This window comes from Ideonella flava (assembly GCF_051857595.1).
Taxonomy (GTDB): Bacteria; Pseudomonadota; Gammaproteobacteria; order Burkholderiales; family Burkholderiaceae_C; genus Ideonella.
This window is the reverse complement of the sequence record NZ_JBPZHD010000013.1, coordinates 57,109-71,188: the sequence shown is the minus strand read 5'-3', so window position 1 is coordinate 71,188 and position 14,080 is coordinate 57,109. Positions and strand designations below refer to the sequence as shown.

14 protein-coding genes are annotated in these 14,080 nt (G+C 69.7%); all 14 read left to right on the top strand.

The window, feature by feature from the left end:
* The 14 genes from ligA to ACS5PM_RS25975 all read left to right on the top strand — a co-directional run bounded on the left by ligA (nucleotide 1) and on the right by ACS5PM_RS25975 (nucleotide 14,072).
* The gene (gene ligA, locus ACS5PM_RS26040; RefSeq protein WP_439390745.1) at nucleotides 1-402 is read left to right on the top strand and encodes a protocatechuate 4,5-dioxygenase subunit alpha; all 402 of its coding nucleotides are present in this window, start codon (nucleotides 1-3) and stop codon (nucleotides 400-402) included.
* Entirely contained in the window at nucleotides 402-1,271 is an 870-nt protein-coding gene (locus tag ACS5PM_RS26035; protein WP_439390744.1) for a class III extradiol dioxygenase subunit beta, read from the top strand. The genes ligA and ACS5PM_RS26035 overlap by 1 nt, the downstream gene beginning before the upstream one ends.
* Entirely contained in the window at nucleotides 1,268-2,233 is a 966-nt protein-coding gene (locus ACS5PM_RS26030) for a Gfo/Idh/MocA family oxidoreductase (RefSeq protein WP_439390743.1), read from the top strand. The genes ACS5PM_RS26035 and ACS5PM_RS26030 overlap by 4 nt, the downstream gene beginning before the upstream one ends.
* A 205-nt stretch (nucleotides 2,234-2,438) precedes the next feature.
* Nucleotides 2,439-3,425: an aldo/keto reductase gene (locus ACS5PM_RS26025; RefSeq protein ID WP_439390919.1), complete on the top strand. Its 987-nt coding sequence runs from the start codon at nucleotides 2,439-2,441 to the stop codon at nucleotides 3,423-3,425.
* A gap of 235 nt (nucleotides 3,426-3,660) precedes the next feature.
* The gene (locus tag ACS5PM_RS26020) at nucleotides 3,661-4,572 is read left to right on the top strand and encodes a hypothetical protein (RefSeq protein WP_439390742.1); all 912 of its coding nucleotides are present in this window, start codon (nucleotides 3,661-3,663) and stop codon (nucleotides 4,570-4,572) included.
* A gap of 366 nt (nucleotides 4,573-4,938) precedes the next feature.
* Nucleotides 4,939-6,048, top strand: a complete 1,110-nt coding sequence (locus ACS5PM_RS26015) for a BMP family ABC transporter substrate-binding protein (RefSeq protein WP_439390741.1) — start codon at nucleotides 4,939-4,941, stop codon at nucleotides 6,046-6,048.
* Nucleotide 6,049: 1 nt separating this feature from the next.
* The gene (locus ACS5PM_RS26010; RefSeq protein WP_439390739.1) at nucleotides 6,050-7,246 is read left to right on the top strand and encodes an ABC transporter permease; all 1,197 of its coding nucleotides are present in this window, start codon (nucleotides 6,050-6,052) and stop codon (nucleotides 7,244-7,246) included.
* On the top strand, nucleotides 7,246-8,166 hold the full coding sequence (locus tag ACS5PM_RS26005; protein ID WP_439390737.1) for an ABC transporter permease: 921 nt from the start codon (nucleotides 7,246-7,248) through the stop codon (nucleotides 8,164-8,166). The genes ACS5PM_RS26010 and ACS5PM_RS26005 overlap by 1 nt, the downstream gene beginning before the upstream one ends.
* Before the next feature lie 34 nt (nucleotides 8,167-8,200).
* The gene (gene biuH, locus ACS5PM_RS26000) at nucleotides 8,201-8,884 is read left to right on the top strand and encodes a biuret amidohydrolase (RefSeq protein ID WP_439390735.1); all 684 of its coding nucleotides are present in this window, start codon (nucleotides 8,201-8,203) and stop codon (nucleotides 8,882-8,884) included.
* A 6-nt stretch (nucleotides 8,885-8,890) separates the two neighbouring features.
* The gene (locus tag ACS5PM_RS25995) at nucleotides 8,891-10,438 is read left to right on the top strand and encodes an ABC transporter ATP-binding protein (protein ID WP_439390734.1); all 1,548 of its coding nucleotides are present in this window, start codon (nucleotides 8,891-8,893) and stop codon (nucleotides 10,436-10,438) included.
* A 41-nt stretch (nucleotides 10,439-10,479) separates the two neighbouring features.
* Entirely contained in the window at nucleotides 10,480-11,112 is a 633-nt protein-coding gene (locus ACS5PM_RS25990) for a cysteine hydrolase family protein (protein WP_439390918.1), read from the top strand.
* The gene (atzF, locus tag ACS5PM_RS25985) at nucleotides 11,109-12,926 is read left to right on the top strand and encodes an allophanate hydrolase (RefSeq protein WP_439390733.1); all 1,818 of its coding nucleotides are present in this window, start codon (nucleotides 11,109-11,111) and stop codon (nucleotides 12,924-12,926) included. The genes ACS5PM_RS25990 and atzF overlap by 4 nt, the downstream gene beginning before the upstream one ends.
* On the top strand, nucleotides 12,923-13,333 hold the full coding sequence (hpxZ, locus tag ACS5PM_RS25980) for an oxalurate catabolism protein HpxZ (protein WP_439390731.1): 411 nt from the start codon (nucleotides 12,923-12,925) through the stop codon (nucleotides 13,331-13,333). The genes atzF and hpxZ overlap by 4 nt, the downstream gene beginning before the upstream one ends.
* 25 nt (nucleotides 13,334-13,358) lie before the next feature.
* A complete protein-coding gene (locus tag ACS5PM_RS25975) occupies nucleotides 13,359-14,072 on the top strand; it encodes a GntR family transcriptional regulator (protein ID WP_439390729.1) in 714 nt (237 codons plus the stop codon).
* The last annotated feature ends 8 nt before the right edge of the window (nucleotides 14,073-14,080 follow it).

Sequence of the window (14,080 nt, the reverse complement as noted above, 5' to 3'; positions counted from 1 at the left end):
ATGTCGCTGCACAAACCCTACCTCGACATCCCCGGCACCACCATCTTCGACGCCGAGCAGTCCCGCAAGGGCTACTGGCTCAACCAGTTCTGCATGTCGCTGATGAAGGCCGACAACCGCGAGCGATTCAAGTCGAACGAGCGCGCCTACCTCGACGAATGGCCGATGACGGAAGAGCAGAAGCAGGCCGTGCTCGCGCGCGACCTGAACCGCTGCATCGCCGCCGGAGGCAACATCTATTTCCTCGCCAAGATCGGCGCCACCGATGGCAAGAGCTTCCAGTACATGGCCGCCAGCATGACCGGCATGACGCAGGAGGAGTACGCCGCCATGATGCTCGCCGGCGGCCGTTCGCCCGAGGGCAACCGACAGATCGGCGAGAAGCCCGGAGACAAGAAGTAATGGCCAAGATCACCGCCAGCGTCTACACCTCCCATGTGCCCGCCATCGGCGCGGCACTGGACCTGGGCAAGACCAAGGATCCCTACTGGCAGCCGCTGTTCGCCGGCTACGACTACTCCAAGCAGTGGCTGCGCGAGAACCGGCCCGACGTGGTGTTCCTCGTCTACAACGACCACGCCACCGCCTTCAGCCTGGAGATGATCCCCACCTTCGCCATCGGCTGCGCCCAGGAGTTCAAGCCCGCCGACGAGGGCTGGGGCCCGCGCCCCGTCCCCGTGGTGCAAGGCCACCCCGAGCTCGCTGCCCACATCGCGCAGAGCGTGATCCAGGACGACTTCGACCTCACCATCGTCAACAAGATGGACGTCGACCATGGCCTGACCGTGCCGCTGTCGCTGATGTGCGGACAGCCGCCGCAAACCGACTTCCGCTGGCCCTTCCCGGTCATCCCTTTCGCGGTCAACGTGGTCCAGTACCCCGTGCCCTCGGGCCGGCGCTGCTTCCAGATCGGCCAGGCCATCCGCCGCGCAGTGGAGAGCTTCGACGAACCGCTGAAGGTGCAGATCTGGGGCACCGGCGGCATGAGCCACCAGCTGCAGGGCCCGCGTGCCGGCCTCATCAACCGCGAGTGGGACAACGCCTTCCTCGACCGCCTGATCGCCGAGCCTGAAGCGCAGTCGCAGGTGCCTCACATCGACTACGTGCGAGAAGCCGGCAGCGAAGGCATAGAGCTGGTGATGTGGCTCATCGCCCGCGGCGCGATGGCCGACGTGGCCGGCGGCCCGAAGCCCCTGGTCAAGCACCGCTTCTATCACGTGCCGGCATCCAACACGGCCGTGGGCCACCTGATCCTGGAGAACCCGCAATGAGCAACGACAAGACGATCAAGGTCGCGCTGGCCGGCGCCGGCGCCTTCGGCATCAAGCACCTGGACGGCATCAGGAACATCGCCGGCGTCGAGGTGGTGTCGCTGGTCAGCCGCGAGCTGGACAAGACGAAGGAAGTGGCGGCCAAGTACGGCATAGGCCACGTCACCACCGACCTGAACGACAGCCTCGCTTTGAAGGAGGTCGATGCGGTCATCCTCTGCACGCCCACGCAGATGCACGCCGAGCAGTCCATCGCCTGCCTGAAGGCCGGCAAGCACGTGCAGGTCGAGATCCCGCTGTGCGATGTGCTGCGTGATGGCGAAGAGGTGGTCCAGCTGCAGCGCGCGAAAGGACTGGTGGCCATGTGCGGCCACACCCGCCGCTTCAACCCCAGCCACCAGTACGTGCACAAGAAGGTGCAGGCCGGCGAGTTCAAGGTCCACCAGATGGACGTGCAGACCTACTTCTTCCGCCGCACCAACATGAACGCGCTGGGCCAGCCGCGCTCGTGGACGGACCACCTGCTCTGGCACCACGCCGCCCACACGGTGGACCTGTTCGCTTACCAGTGCGGCAGCCCCATCGTCCAGGCCAACGCCTTGCAAGGCCCCATCCACCCGACGCTCGGCATCGCGATGGACATGTCCATCCAGCTCAAGGCCGCCAATGGCGCGATCTGCACTCTGAGCTTGAGCTTCAACAACGACGGCCCGCTGGGCACCTTCTTCCGCTACATCGGCGACACCGCCACCTACATCGCCCGCTACGACGACCTGTTCAACGGCAAGGACGAGAAGATCGACGTGTCGCAGGTCGACGTGTCGATGAACGGCATCGAGCTGCAGGACCGCGAGTTCTTCGCCGCGATCCGCGAAGGCCGCGAGCCGAACGCGAGCGTGGCCCAGGTGCTGCCTTGCTACCAGGTGCTGGACAGGCTGGAGAAGCAGCTGGCGGCGGGCTGATTCATCGACCGGCTGGCAGCCGATCTGCGACAGTCCTTCCACGACATGACCGGCCTCTGGCCGCGCAACCCCAAATACATGGGTGCTTCGTGGGCGACTGGCGGGACCGCAAGTCTGTGCAAGCGTCTCTTGCACAATGCGTGGCTGGCAACGCGATGAAAACGCCGACCTGACCAATCAAGCCACGGATGCTCGCGTCATGACACTGCCTGCACGTCAACTCGGCCCCTTCAAAGTCTCCGCCATCGGCCTCGGCTGCATGAATCTCAGCCATGCCTACGGCCAGCCGCCCTCGTTCGAGGCGGCAGAGCGGTTGCTGATGCACGCACTGGACCGCGGCGTGACGCTGTTCGACACCGCGGCGCTCTACGGCTTCGGAGCGAACGAGGAGCTGGTCGGCCAGGTGCTCTCGCCGCACCGCGCGAAGTTCACGCTGGCGAGCAAGTGCGGCATGACGGGCGTCGACGGCAAGCGCGTCATCGACGGCCGGCCCAAGACGCTCAAGCGCACCTGCGAAGAGAGCCTGAAGCGCCTGCGCACGGACGTCATCGACTTGTACTACCTGCACCGCTGGGACCGGGCGGTGCCCATCGAGGATTCGGTCGGCGCGCTGGCGGACCTCGTGAGCGAAGGCAAGATCCTCTCCATCGGCCTGTCCGAGGTCTCGGCCGCGACGCTGCGCCGCGCGCATGCCGTGCACCCGATCGCGGCAGTCCAGAGCGAGTATTCGCTGTGGACCCGCAACCCCGAGATCGCCGTGCTCGATGCCTGCCGCGAGCTCGGCACCACCCTCGTCGCCTTCAGCCCTCTCGCCCGAGGCTTCCTGCCCGGCACGCTGCGGGACGTGAGTGCCTTCGACGCCAAGGACATTCGCCGCGCGATGCCGCGTTTTACGCCTGAAGCCTATGCGAAGAACCTGTCGCTGGCCGATGCCTTGAGAAACCTCGCCGTCGAAGCGGGGTGCACGCCCGCCCAGTTGTCGCTGGCGTGGCTGCTGGCCCAGGGCGAACACATCATCCCCATCCCGGGCACGACGAACGTCGCGCACCTGGAAGACGACCTCGGCGCCGCTGACCTGGCCCTGCCGCTCGACATCCTCGATCGCTCCGGCGCGCTGATCAACCAGCAGTCCGTGGTGGGTGCGCGGTACAGCGCAGCGACACAGACGGAGGTCGACACCGAGGAGTTCTGAGCCGGCCATGGAATCCGGCGCCCCAAGCGGTAGGCGGTCAGCTGCGAGCGCCGCTGGGGCCGTGTCACGGCATTGACGCGTCCCATCGTTGCGCGCAAGCTTGCGCCGCAACGGGGGCGACGTGGACATGCTGGTTGTCTCAAGGTGGCAGCGATGGCAGCGGGCGGCAGCCTTGCTCGTCGCTGCCATCGTCGCTGCCTGCGGCGGATCCGGCGACAGCCTGACTGTCACTCTCGTGGTCAACGGCGTCACGGCGAGCCGACCCGCATTGCGCGAGGGCGAGGAGCTCACGGTCAACGTGCCCGACGGCAGCCGGATCGAGCTGCGAGCGTCCGAGCCGGTGAACTGGACGGACGAATTCGTGCGAGCCAGTCCCCGCGATGAATCGACCGTGGCCAATGCGAGGCAGCTCACGTTGGTCAACGATGGCGTGCTCAGCAGCCGGTCCACCTTCGAAGCCAGCGCTCGAGATCGCGCCGGACCTCCTATCCGCCTGATGGTGGTGATCGATGCCCGCCAGTTCGCCGCCGTACCCCGCAAGCCCGGCGAAAGCGAAGAATGGCGCTCAAGCGTCGTGCGCGACGGGCAGGAACCTCAGGTCTGGGCGTATCGCCGTGACACGACTCACTTCACCGGACCCGGCATCGCGTTCGTCGTGACGCATCGGCTCGAGGACGGCAAGCCCATTGCCTATACCGAACTGGACGGCGAAGACAACGCAGTCTCCCGGGCATTCGTTTCCTATGACGCCGACGGCAACGACTACCCCTCCGATTGCCACTTCTCTCCGCCAGTGGCGGAGTTCGTGTTTCCACTCCATGTCGAGCAGCGCTGGGAGGCGCCGTGGACCACGACCCACTGCATCGACCTGAACAGTGGCGACGGGATGGCGGCAGGCGAAGTGCAGGCCTACGAGCGTGTCAGCGTACCGGCAGGGACGTTCGATGCCCTGAGGATCCACCTCAGCATCACGCCGTTGGCTTGGCTGGCTGGGGGCCTGGAACGGACGGATCGCCAATGCTGGTGGTCCGTCGAGTTGGGCCGGCTGGTGAAATGCGAGGTCTCGCTGCTCGACTTCTCGACAGGCGAGGTCACGGCCCGGACGACGGACGAGATGACTTCGTTCGCCGGCATGGCCGTGCGTTGAGGCGCCTCGGGGCGCACCGGTGCGCACACGACGGGCGTTCCCTCCACCCGGACGAGCACTTACGGCCGACCTCGGCCGGCCGCTCGACAGCCACCCGTCCACCAGCGGTCGGTGGCGCGCACGCTACACCCGCGCTATCCGGACTGAGATAGACCCCGGCCAGTTCTGAACCGCCGCACGCCGCCGGTGCACACGCCCGCCGATGGTCGTGGCGGGGACCGCCAAAGGCACGCTGGCGGTGCACGAACCGGCCGCCAAGCCCTGCAAAGGCTGGCCCGCGCCTTGCATGTATACAAGCTGGAACACCAGATGGCCGCCCAACGTGGGGCGGGCGTGGTCTCTTCAACCGAGCAAGGAGCGGCAAGCATGGCCCAGCAGCAGGATTGGTCTCGTCGTGAGTGGTTGGCCGGCGCAGGGGCGCTGGCGGCATCGGGGCTCGCGGGGCCGGTCTGGGCACAGAAGCCGCTGACCGTCGGCTTCATCTACGTCGGCCCGCGGGACGACTACGGCTACAACCAGGCGCATGCGGAAGCCGCCGCCCTGGTCAAGAAGATGCCCGGCGTGAAGGTGGTCGAGGAAGAGAACGTGCCCGAGACGGTGGCCGTGCAGAAGACCATGCAGGCCATGATCGCGCAGGACGGTGCGAGCCTGCTGGTGCCCACCTCCTTCGGCTACTTCGACCCGCACATCCTGGCGCTGGCGCCGAAGTACCCCGACCTGCGCTTCGCCCATTGCGGCGGCCTGTGGAACGAGGCCAAGCATCCGAAGAACGTCGGCAGCTTCTTCGGCTACATCGACGAGTGCCAGTACCTGAACGGCGTCGTCGCCGGCCACGTCAGCAAGAGCAAGAAGATCGGCTTCGTCGCGGCCAAGCCCATCCCACAGGTGCTGCGCAACATCAACGCCTTCACCCTGGGCGCGCGTTCGGTCGACCCGAAGATCACCACCACCGTGATCTTCACCGGCGACTGGTCGATGCCGGTCAAGGAGGCCGAGGCCACCAACAGCCTGGCCGACCAGGGCATAGACGTCTTCACCATGCACGTCGACGGCCCGAAGGTGATCGTCGAGACCGCCGCCAAGCGCGGCAAGTTCGTCTGCGGCTACCACGCCTCGCAGGCCAAGCTCGCACCTCAGGCCTACCTGACCGGCGCGGAGTGGAACTGGATCACCGCCTACAAGCAGATCATCGACGCCGCCCAAGCCGGCAAGCCGCATCCGAACTTCGTGCGCGGCGGCTTGAAGGAGGGCTTCGTCAAGAGCTCGCCCTACGGCAGCTCGGTGCCCGAGGCCGCACGCAAGAACGCCGAAGCCGTGCGCGCGAAGATGCTGCAGGGCAGCTTCGACATCTTCGCCGGCGAGCTGAAGGACAACACCGGCAAGGTCGTCATCCCCAAGGGCACGGTGCTCAAGCAGACCGACCTGACGCTCGAGGGGATGAATTACTTGGTCGAAGGCGTGGTCGGCAAGGTGTGAAATGAAACCCCCACGCCCCCTTCCGGGGGCTTCCCCCCGAGGGGGCTCGCGCAGCGGACCGGCAGAGCCGGATCCGCGCACGCCCTGGTATGGAACCGGCGCTGCGCGCGGGCACGCTCTCGCCGAAGCGGTGCTGCTGCCGGTGGGCGCACTGGCCGCCTCGCTGCTGGCCTTCGGCTTGTTCGTCTGGTTCGGCGGGCAGAGCCCCGCCGAAGCGTGGGCGCTGCTTTTCCGCGGGGCGTTCGGCGATGCCTTCTCCTGGCAGAACTCGCTGCAGCGAGCGGCGCCCCTGATGCTCACCGCCCTGGCCGTGGCGCTGCCGGCGCGCGCCGGGCTGATCGTCATCGGCGGCGAGGGCGCCCTCGTACTGGGAGCGCTCGGATGCGCCGGGCTGCCCTATCTCGTGCCGCTGCCCGAGGGCCTCGCCGGCAGCGTGGCGGTGCTGGCGGCAGGCGCTGCGGTGGGCGCGGCATGGGTGGCGCTGGCCGGGCTGCTGCGCCAATGGCGCGGCGTCAACGAAACGATCGCCAGCCTGCTGCTGAGCTACCTCGCGATTGCGCTGTTCAAGCACTTCGTCGAAGGGCCGATGCGCGATCCCTCGAGCCTGAACAAGCCGAGCACCCGGCCGCTGGCCGAGTCCTGGCACATCGGTGCGATCGCGCCCGACAGCCTGCTCGGCGACGTGCACTGGGGCCTGGCGATCGGGCTGCTGCTGTGCGTGGCCGCGGGCGTGTGGCTGAGCTTCACCGCCTCGGGCTTTGCCCTGCGCGTGGTCGGCGGCAATGCCCGCGCGGCTCGCATCGCCGGCTTGCCCACCGACCGGCTCATCGTCGCGGCCTGCGGGCTGGGCGGCGCCGCCGCCGGGCTCGCCGGCGCGATCGAGGTGGCCGCCGTCCACACCGCGGCCAACGCCTCGGTCATCGCCGGCTTCGGCTACACCGGCATCCTGGTGTCCTTCGTGGCACGGCACAACCCGTGGGCCATCCCGCCGGTCGCGCTGCTGTTCGGCGGTTTCGCGGCCGCGGGCAGCCTGCTGCAACGGCGCATGGGCCTGCCGGATGCGTCGGTGCTGGTGCTGCAGGGCTTCGCCTTTGTGTTCATCCTCGCGGCCGAGGCGCTGCGCGGGCGGCTGTTCGCGCTGCGGATGCCGCGCCTGGTTCGCCTGCGGGTGGTGGCCTCGATGGGAAGGACGGTGTGATGGACGCCAACGCCTTTGTCGACGTCGCCATCGCCATCCTCGGCGGGGCCATCCGCGTCGGCACGCCATTCCTCTTCGTCAGCCTGGGCGAGTGCCTGACCGAGCGCTCGGGACGCATCAACCTCGGCCTCGAAGGCGTGCTGGTGTTCTCGGCCATGGCCGGCTTCGGCGGCGCCTACCTCACCGGCTCGCCCTGGGCCGGCGTGCTGCTCGCCGGCTTGAGCGGCGCTGCCCTGGCCTTGCTGCACGGCCTGCTGTGCTCGCTTCCCCGCGTGTCCGACATCGCCACCGGCATCGCGCTGATGCTGCTGGGCACCGGCCTCGCCTTCTACCTTGGCAAGCCGTTGATCCAGCCGCAGGCGCCGCAGATCCCTTCGCTGCCGCTTGGCGCGTGGAGCGACTCGCCCGCGGTGCAGAGCGCCCTGGCGGTGAACGCGCTCTTCCCGCTCGGCGTGGTCTTCGCCGCGTTGCTGGCCTGGGGCCTGGCCAACACCCGCTTCGGGCTGGTCGTGCGCATGGCCGGCGACTCCAGCGACGCGGCCCGCGCGCTCGGCTACTCGGTCAACGGCGTGCGCATCGCGGCCACCACCGTGGGCGGCTTCGTCGCCGGGCTGGGAGGGGCGTCGCTTTCGCTTTCGTACCCGGGCAGCTGGAACGAGGGCCTGTCCAGCGGCCAGGGCCTGATCGCGGTGGCGCTGGTCATCTTCGCCCGCTGGCAACCCTGGCGCTGCCTGGGTGCCGCGCTGCTCTTCGGCGGCGCCGGCGCCGTCGGGCCCGCACTGCAATCGATCGGCGTCAGCGGCGGCTACTACCTCTTCAACGCCATGCCCTATGCACTGACGCTGGCCATCCTGGTCGCCAGTTCGTCGCCTCGGCGCGCGCTCAAGGGTGCGCCCATGGAGCTGGGCGTGTCCCGCTGAGCCGCAACGCCTTGCCGAAAGGAGATCCCTTCCCATGCCGACGATCGCCTCCACCCCCTACGCCTGGCCCTTCGATGGCGAGCTGCGCCCGGCCAACACGGCGCTGGTCATCATCGACATGCAGACCGACTTCTGCGGCCTGGGCGGCTATGTCGACAAGATGGGCTACGACCTCTCGCTCACCCGCGCGCCGATCGGGCCGATCAAGGCGCTGCTGGCCGTCGCCCGCGCCAAGGGGCTGCACGTCATCCACACCCGCGAGGGCCACCGGCCCGACCTGGCCGACCTGCCGGCCAACAAGCGCTGGCGTTCACAACGCATCGGCGCTGGCATAGGCGACGCCGGGCCCTGCGGCCGCATCCTGGTCCGCGGCGAGCCGGGCTGGCAGATCATCCCCGAGCTGGCGCCCATCGACGGCGAGCCCATCATCGACAAGCCCGGCAAGGGCTCGTTCTGCGCCACCGACCTGGAGCTGATCCTCCACACCCGCGGGATCCGCAACCTCATCCTCACAGGCATCACGACCGACGTGTGCGTGCACACCACCATGCGCGAGGCCAACGACCGCGGCTTCGAGTGCGTGATGCTGTCGGACTGCACCGGCGCCACCGACCGCGGCAACCACGAGGCGGCACTGAAGATGATCCAGATGCAGGGCGGCGTGTTCGGTGCGGTCTCCGACTCGCGCGCCGTGATCGAGGCGCTGCAGGCGCTCTGAGGGCAGATGGCCATGACGACCTCGGCGCTGCACCTGGAGACCTACCAGCTCACCAAGCGCTTCGGCGCCTTCACCGCGCTCGACGGCGTGTCGCTCTCGGTGCGGCCCGGCACGGTGCACGCGCTGCTGGGCGAGAACGGCGCCGGCAAGAGCACGCTGGTGAAGTGCATCGTCGGCTACCACCGGCCCGACGAAGGTGCGGTGATGATCGACCAGCGCGAGCGCGACATCCACTCGCCCACCGTGGCGCGGGACCTGGGCATCGGCATGGTCTACCAGCACTTCACCGTCGTGCCCGGCATGACCGTGGCGGAGAACCTGCTGCTCGCCCGGGGCCGCCTGCCCGCGGTGATCGATTGGCGGCGAGCCCGCGCCGAGCTGCGCCGCTTCCTCGAGACCGCGCCGTTCAAGCTGGACCTCGATGCCCGACCGGCGGACCTGTCGGCCGGCGAGAAGCAGAAGCTCGAGATCCTCAAGCAGCTCTTCCTCGAGCCACGCCTGCTCATCCTGGACGAGCCGACCTCGGTGCTGACGCCGCAGGAGGCCGACGAGGTGCTGGCTGCGCTGCGCGATCGCGCCCGGGCAGGGCACTGCTCGGTGATCCTCATCACGCACAAGTTCCGCGAAGTGCTGGAGCATGCCGATGACGTGAGCGTGCTGCGCCGCGGCCACCTGGTCGCGAGCCAGTCGGTGGCCGCGAGCACGCCCGCCGGCCTCGCGCAGGCCATGGTCGGCGAGGGCAAGGCCGCGGCGGCACCGCTGGTGCGTGCGCAGCAGCCGCGTGGTGCCGTGCAACTGCAGGTCGAGCAGTTGGTCGTGCTTGGCGACCGCGGTGAAGCGGCCGTTCGAGGGCTGGACCTCGACGTGCACGCCGGCGAGATCGTCGGCGTGGCCGGGGTGTCGGGCAACGGGCAGCGCGAGCTGATGCAGTCGCTCGTGGGCCAGCGCCGGCGCGAGGCAGGCCGCGTCCGCGTGGCGGGCCGCGACTTCCGTGCGACCCGGCGTGAGAACCGCGTGCTCAAGGTGCGCAGCCTGCCGGAGGAGCCGCTGGCCAACGCCTGCGTGGCCGAACTCGGCGTGGCGCAGAACATGGCCCTGCGCCAGTTCGACGAGCCGCCCTTCGCCCGGGCCGGCTGGGTGCAGTGGCGCCGCCTGCGGGCGCGAGCTCGCACGTGGATCGCCGAGTACGGCGTGAAGACCACCAGCGAGCAGGCGCCCATCCGCACCCTCTCGGGCGGCAATGTGCAGCGGGCCGTGCTGGCGCGCGAGCTGGACGGGGACGCCGCCCTGCTGCTCGTCAGCAACCCGGTGTTCGGCCTGGACTTCGCCGCCGTGGCCGAGATCCACGGTCGCCTGATGGCCGCGCGCAACCGCGGCGCCGCGGTGCTGCTGGTCAGCGAGGACCTGGACGAGTTGCTGACCCTGTCCGACCGGATCGTGGTGATGAGCGAGGGCCGCATCGTGCACGACGTGCCCGCCGCCGGGGCCGACCGCCACGAGCTGGGCGCCTTCATGGGCGGCCGGGGCCATGGCGAGCAGAAGGAGGCGGCGTGATCGAGGTCGCGGGCGCCACGCCCTTCCCCTTCCGTTTTTCGATGGCGCATGCGGCGCTGGTCATCATCGACATGCAGCGCGACTTCGTCGAGCCCGGCGGCTTCGGCGCCTCGCTCGGCAACGACGTGACGCCCTTGCAGGCGATCATCCCGGCGATCCGTGGCGTGCTGCAAGCCTGGCGCGCCGCCGGCGGCTTCGTGGTCCACACGCGTGAAGGCCACCTGCCGGACCTGTCGGACTGCCCCCCGGCCAAGCGCGAGCGAGGTCACCCCAGCCTGCGCATCGGCGATGCCGGGCCGATGGGCCGCGTGCTCGTCATCGGGGAGCCCGGCCATTCGATCGTGCCCGAGCTGATGCCGATCGAAGGCGAGCTGGTGATCGACAAGCCCGGCAAGGGGGCCTTCTACCGCACGCCGCTGCAGGCCGAGCTGCAGTCGCGCGGCATCACGCAGCTCGTCTTCATGGGCGTGACGACCGAGGTCTGCGTGCAGACCAGCATGCGCGAGGCCAACGACCGCGGCTACGAGTGCCTGCTCGTCGAGGACGGCACGGCCAGCTACTTCCCCGAATTCAAGGCCGCGACCCTGGCCATGCTGACGGCGCAAGGCGCGATCGTCGGTTGGACGGCCGCCTCCGCCGAACTCATCGAGGCCCTGCGCCACCCCACGCCATGACCGTGTCCCTGGACGAGCCGCCCTTGACACTGGCCGACTGGCGGCGTCGATATGCGCAGGCCGGAAGCACGCCACGCGAGCTCCTGTCCCCCGTGCTGGCCTCGCTGCGCGACGACGACCCGGCGTGGATCCTGCGCTGCGACGCCGCCTTCATCGAGGCGCAGCTGGCGCGGCTCGAAGGCGCCGATCGCGAGGCCCTGCCGCTGTTCGGCGTGCCTTTCGCAGTGAAGGACAACATCGACGTCGCCGGCCTGCCGACGACCGCCGCCTGCCCCGCCTTCGCCTACCGGGCCGCACGCCACGCCACGGTCGTGCAGCGCCTCATGGACGCCGGCGCTGTGCTCGTCGGCAAGACCAACCTCGACCAGTTCGCCACCGGCCTGGTCGGCACGCGATCGCCCTACGGCGAGGTGCCGAACAGCTTCGACCCGGCCTACGTCAGCGGCGGCTCGAGCTCGGGCTCGGCCTCGGTGGTGGCACGTGGCCTCGTGCCCTTCGCCCTGGGCACCGACACCGCCGGCTCCGGCCGCGTGCCGGCCGGCTTCAACAACATCGTCGGCCTCAAGCCCACGCCGGGCGCCATGCCGATGACCGGCGTGCTGCCGGCCTGCCGCACGCTCGACGTGGTGTCGGTCTTCGCCCTGACCGTGGCCGATGCGGCGCTGGTCACCGCGCTGATCGAGGGCCGGCAGCCATGCGAGCCGGCTTTTCATCGGGCCGAGCCGAGGCCAGCCTGGCTGGGCCGCAGCCAGGGCCCGTTGCGCATCGGCGTGCCGGCGCTGCCCACGGTGGACCAGGGCATAGGCTATGCCGAGTGCTTCGACGCCGCCCTCGCGCAGCTGCGCGCGTGGGAGGTCGAGGTGGTGCCCGTCGAGATGGCGCCCCTGCACGTGGTGGCCCAGCTGCTCTACGAAGGGCCCTGGGTCGCCGAGCGACAGGCCGCGGTGCGCAGCCTGCTCGACACCGCGCCGCAAAGCATGGATCCCACCGTCCGACAGGTCATCGAAGCCGGTCGAGGCCAGGACGCCGTCACCGCCTTCGAGGGCCGCTACGCGCTGGAGACGCTGCGCCAGCAGATCGCGCCGATGTGGGACACGATAGACGCGCTGATGGTGCCGACCGCCCCGACCTGCCCCACGCGGGCGGCGGTGGCCGAAGCGCCGATCGCGCGCAACAGCGAGCTCGGCCGCTACACCAACTTTGTCAATCTCCTGGGCCTGGCCGCGCTGGCGCTGCCCAGCGGCTTCACGCCGGCGGGCCTGCCCTTCGGCATCACCTTCATCGCGCCGGGAGGCAGCGATGCGGCCCTGGCCCGGCTGGGCGCGCGCTGGGAGGCGGCACGAGGCCTGCCGCTGGGCCGGATGCAGAGGCAGCCCACGGGCGATGACCGCGCGATCACGCGGCTGCCCCGCGCCGCCAGCACGCTGCAACTCGCGGTCGTCGGCGCCCACCTGCAAGGCATGCCGTTGCACGGCCAACTCGTCGAACGGGGCTGCCGCTTCGTCGAGCGGACGCGCACGGCGCCAAGCTACCGGCTCTACGCCCTGCCCGAAACCAAGCCGCCCAAGCCGGGCCTCGCGCGGGTGGCCGATGCCGGCCAGGCGATCGAGGTGGAGGTCTACGAGATGCCCTCGGACCAGCTTGGCTCCTTCCTCGCGCTCATCCCCCCGCCGCTGGGCCTGGGCTCGGTGCAACTCGCCGACGGCCGCTGGGTCCATGGTTTCATCTGCGAACCGCTGGCGCTGGCGGGCGCCGAGGACATCAGCGCCCACGGCGGCTGGCGCGCCTGGCTCGCCTCGCGCCGCACGCCATGAGCTGGGCGCCGCAGTCCATCGACCGCCCCGACGTGCTGGCCGAGGTGCGCGCGGTCTTCGAGGCCTACGAGCGGGCCCTGATGGCCAACGACGTGGCCGCGCTCAACGGCTTCTTCTGGCAGGACCCGCGCACGACGCGCTACGGCATTGCGGACCGCCAGCTGGGCATAGCCGAGCTGGTGGCCTTTCGCGCCGCCACGCCGGCACCGGACTTCACCCGCACGCTGCACCGGCCGCGCATCCTCGCGCTCGGGCCCGACCTGGCGGTGGCGCAGGTCGAGTTCAGGCGAAGCGACACCACGCTGCATGGCTTCCAGACGCAGACCTGGGCCCGAATGGCGAGCGGCCCGGAAGGCTGGAAGATCGTCGCGGCCCACGTCAGCATGATTCCCTTCGCGGGCGGGTGAGGGGCCGGTGGCTACCATCCCACCCATGTCGGATCCCACTGCCCTGCACGCCGGCGCCGTCGAGCCGCTGACCCTCGCCGACCAGGCCTATGGCCGGATCAAGCAGATGATCTTCGCCTTCACGCTGATGCCGGGCGACCGCTTCAGCGAAGGCGAGTTGTCGCAGCGCCTGGCGGTGAGCCGCACGCCGCTGCGCCAGGCCCTGCAGCGGCTGGAACGCGAAGGCTTCCTGCAGGTCATGCCCAAGATCGGCTGGCAGGTGGCGCCGCTGGACTTCGACGTCTTCGACGAGCTGTACGACCTGCGCGTGCTGCTCGAATGCCATGCGGCTCGGCGCCTGGCCGAGCGCGACGACAGCGACGAGGGTGGGCGCGAGGCGCTGCGGGCGTTGGCCGCGGTGTGGATGGTGCCGCCTGAAGAGCGCGTGAACGAAGGCGACGAGGTGGGCCGTCTCGACGAGGCCTTCCACGCCCTGCTGGTGCAGGGCGGCGGCAACCGCGAGATGGCCCGGGTGCACCGCGAGATCACCGAGCGCATCCGCATCATCCGGCGGCTGGATTTCACCAAGCGTGCGCGGGTCGAGGCCACCTACGAAGAGCACGCCCGCATCCTGCGGGCCATCACCCGCCGCCGCGCCGACGAGGCGCAGCGCCTGCTGCGAGCGCACATCGAGCAGAGCAAACTCGAGGTGCGCCACATCACGCTGGACATGCTCTACCAGGCCAGGCGCCAGGCCTGAACCCGAAC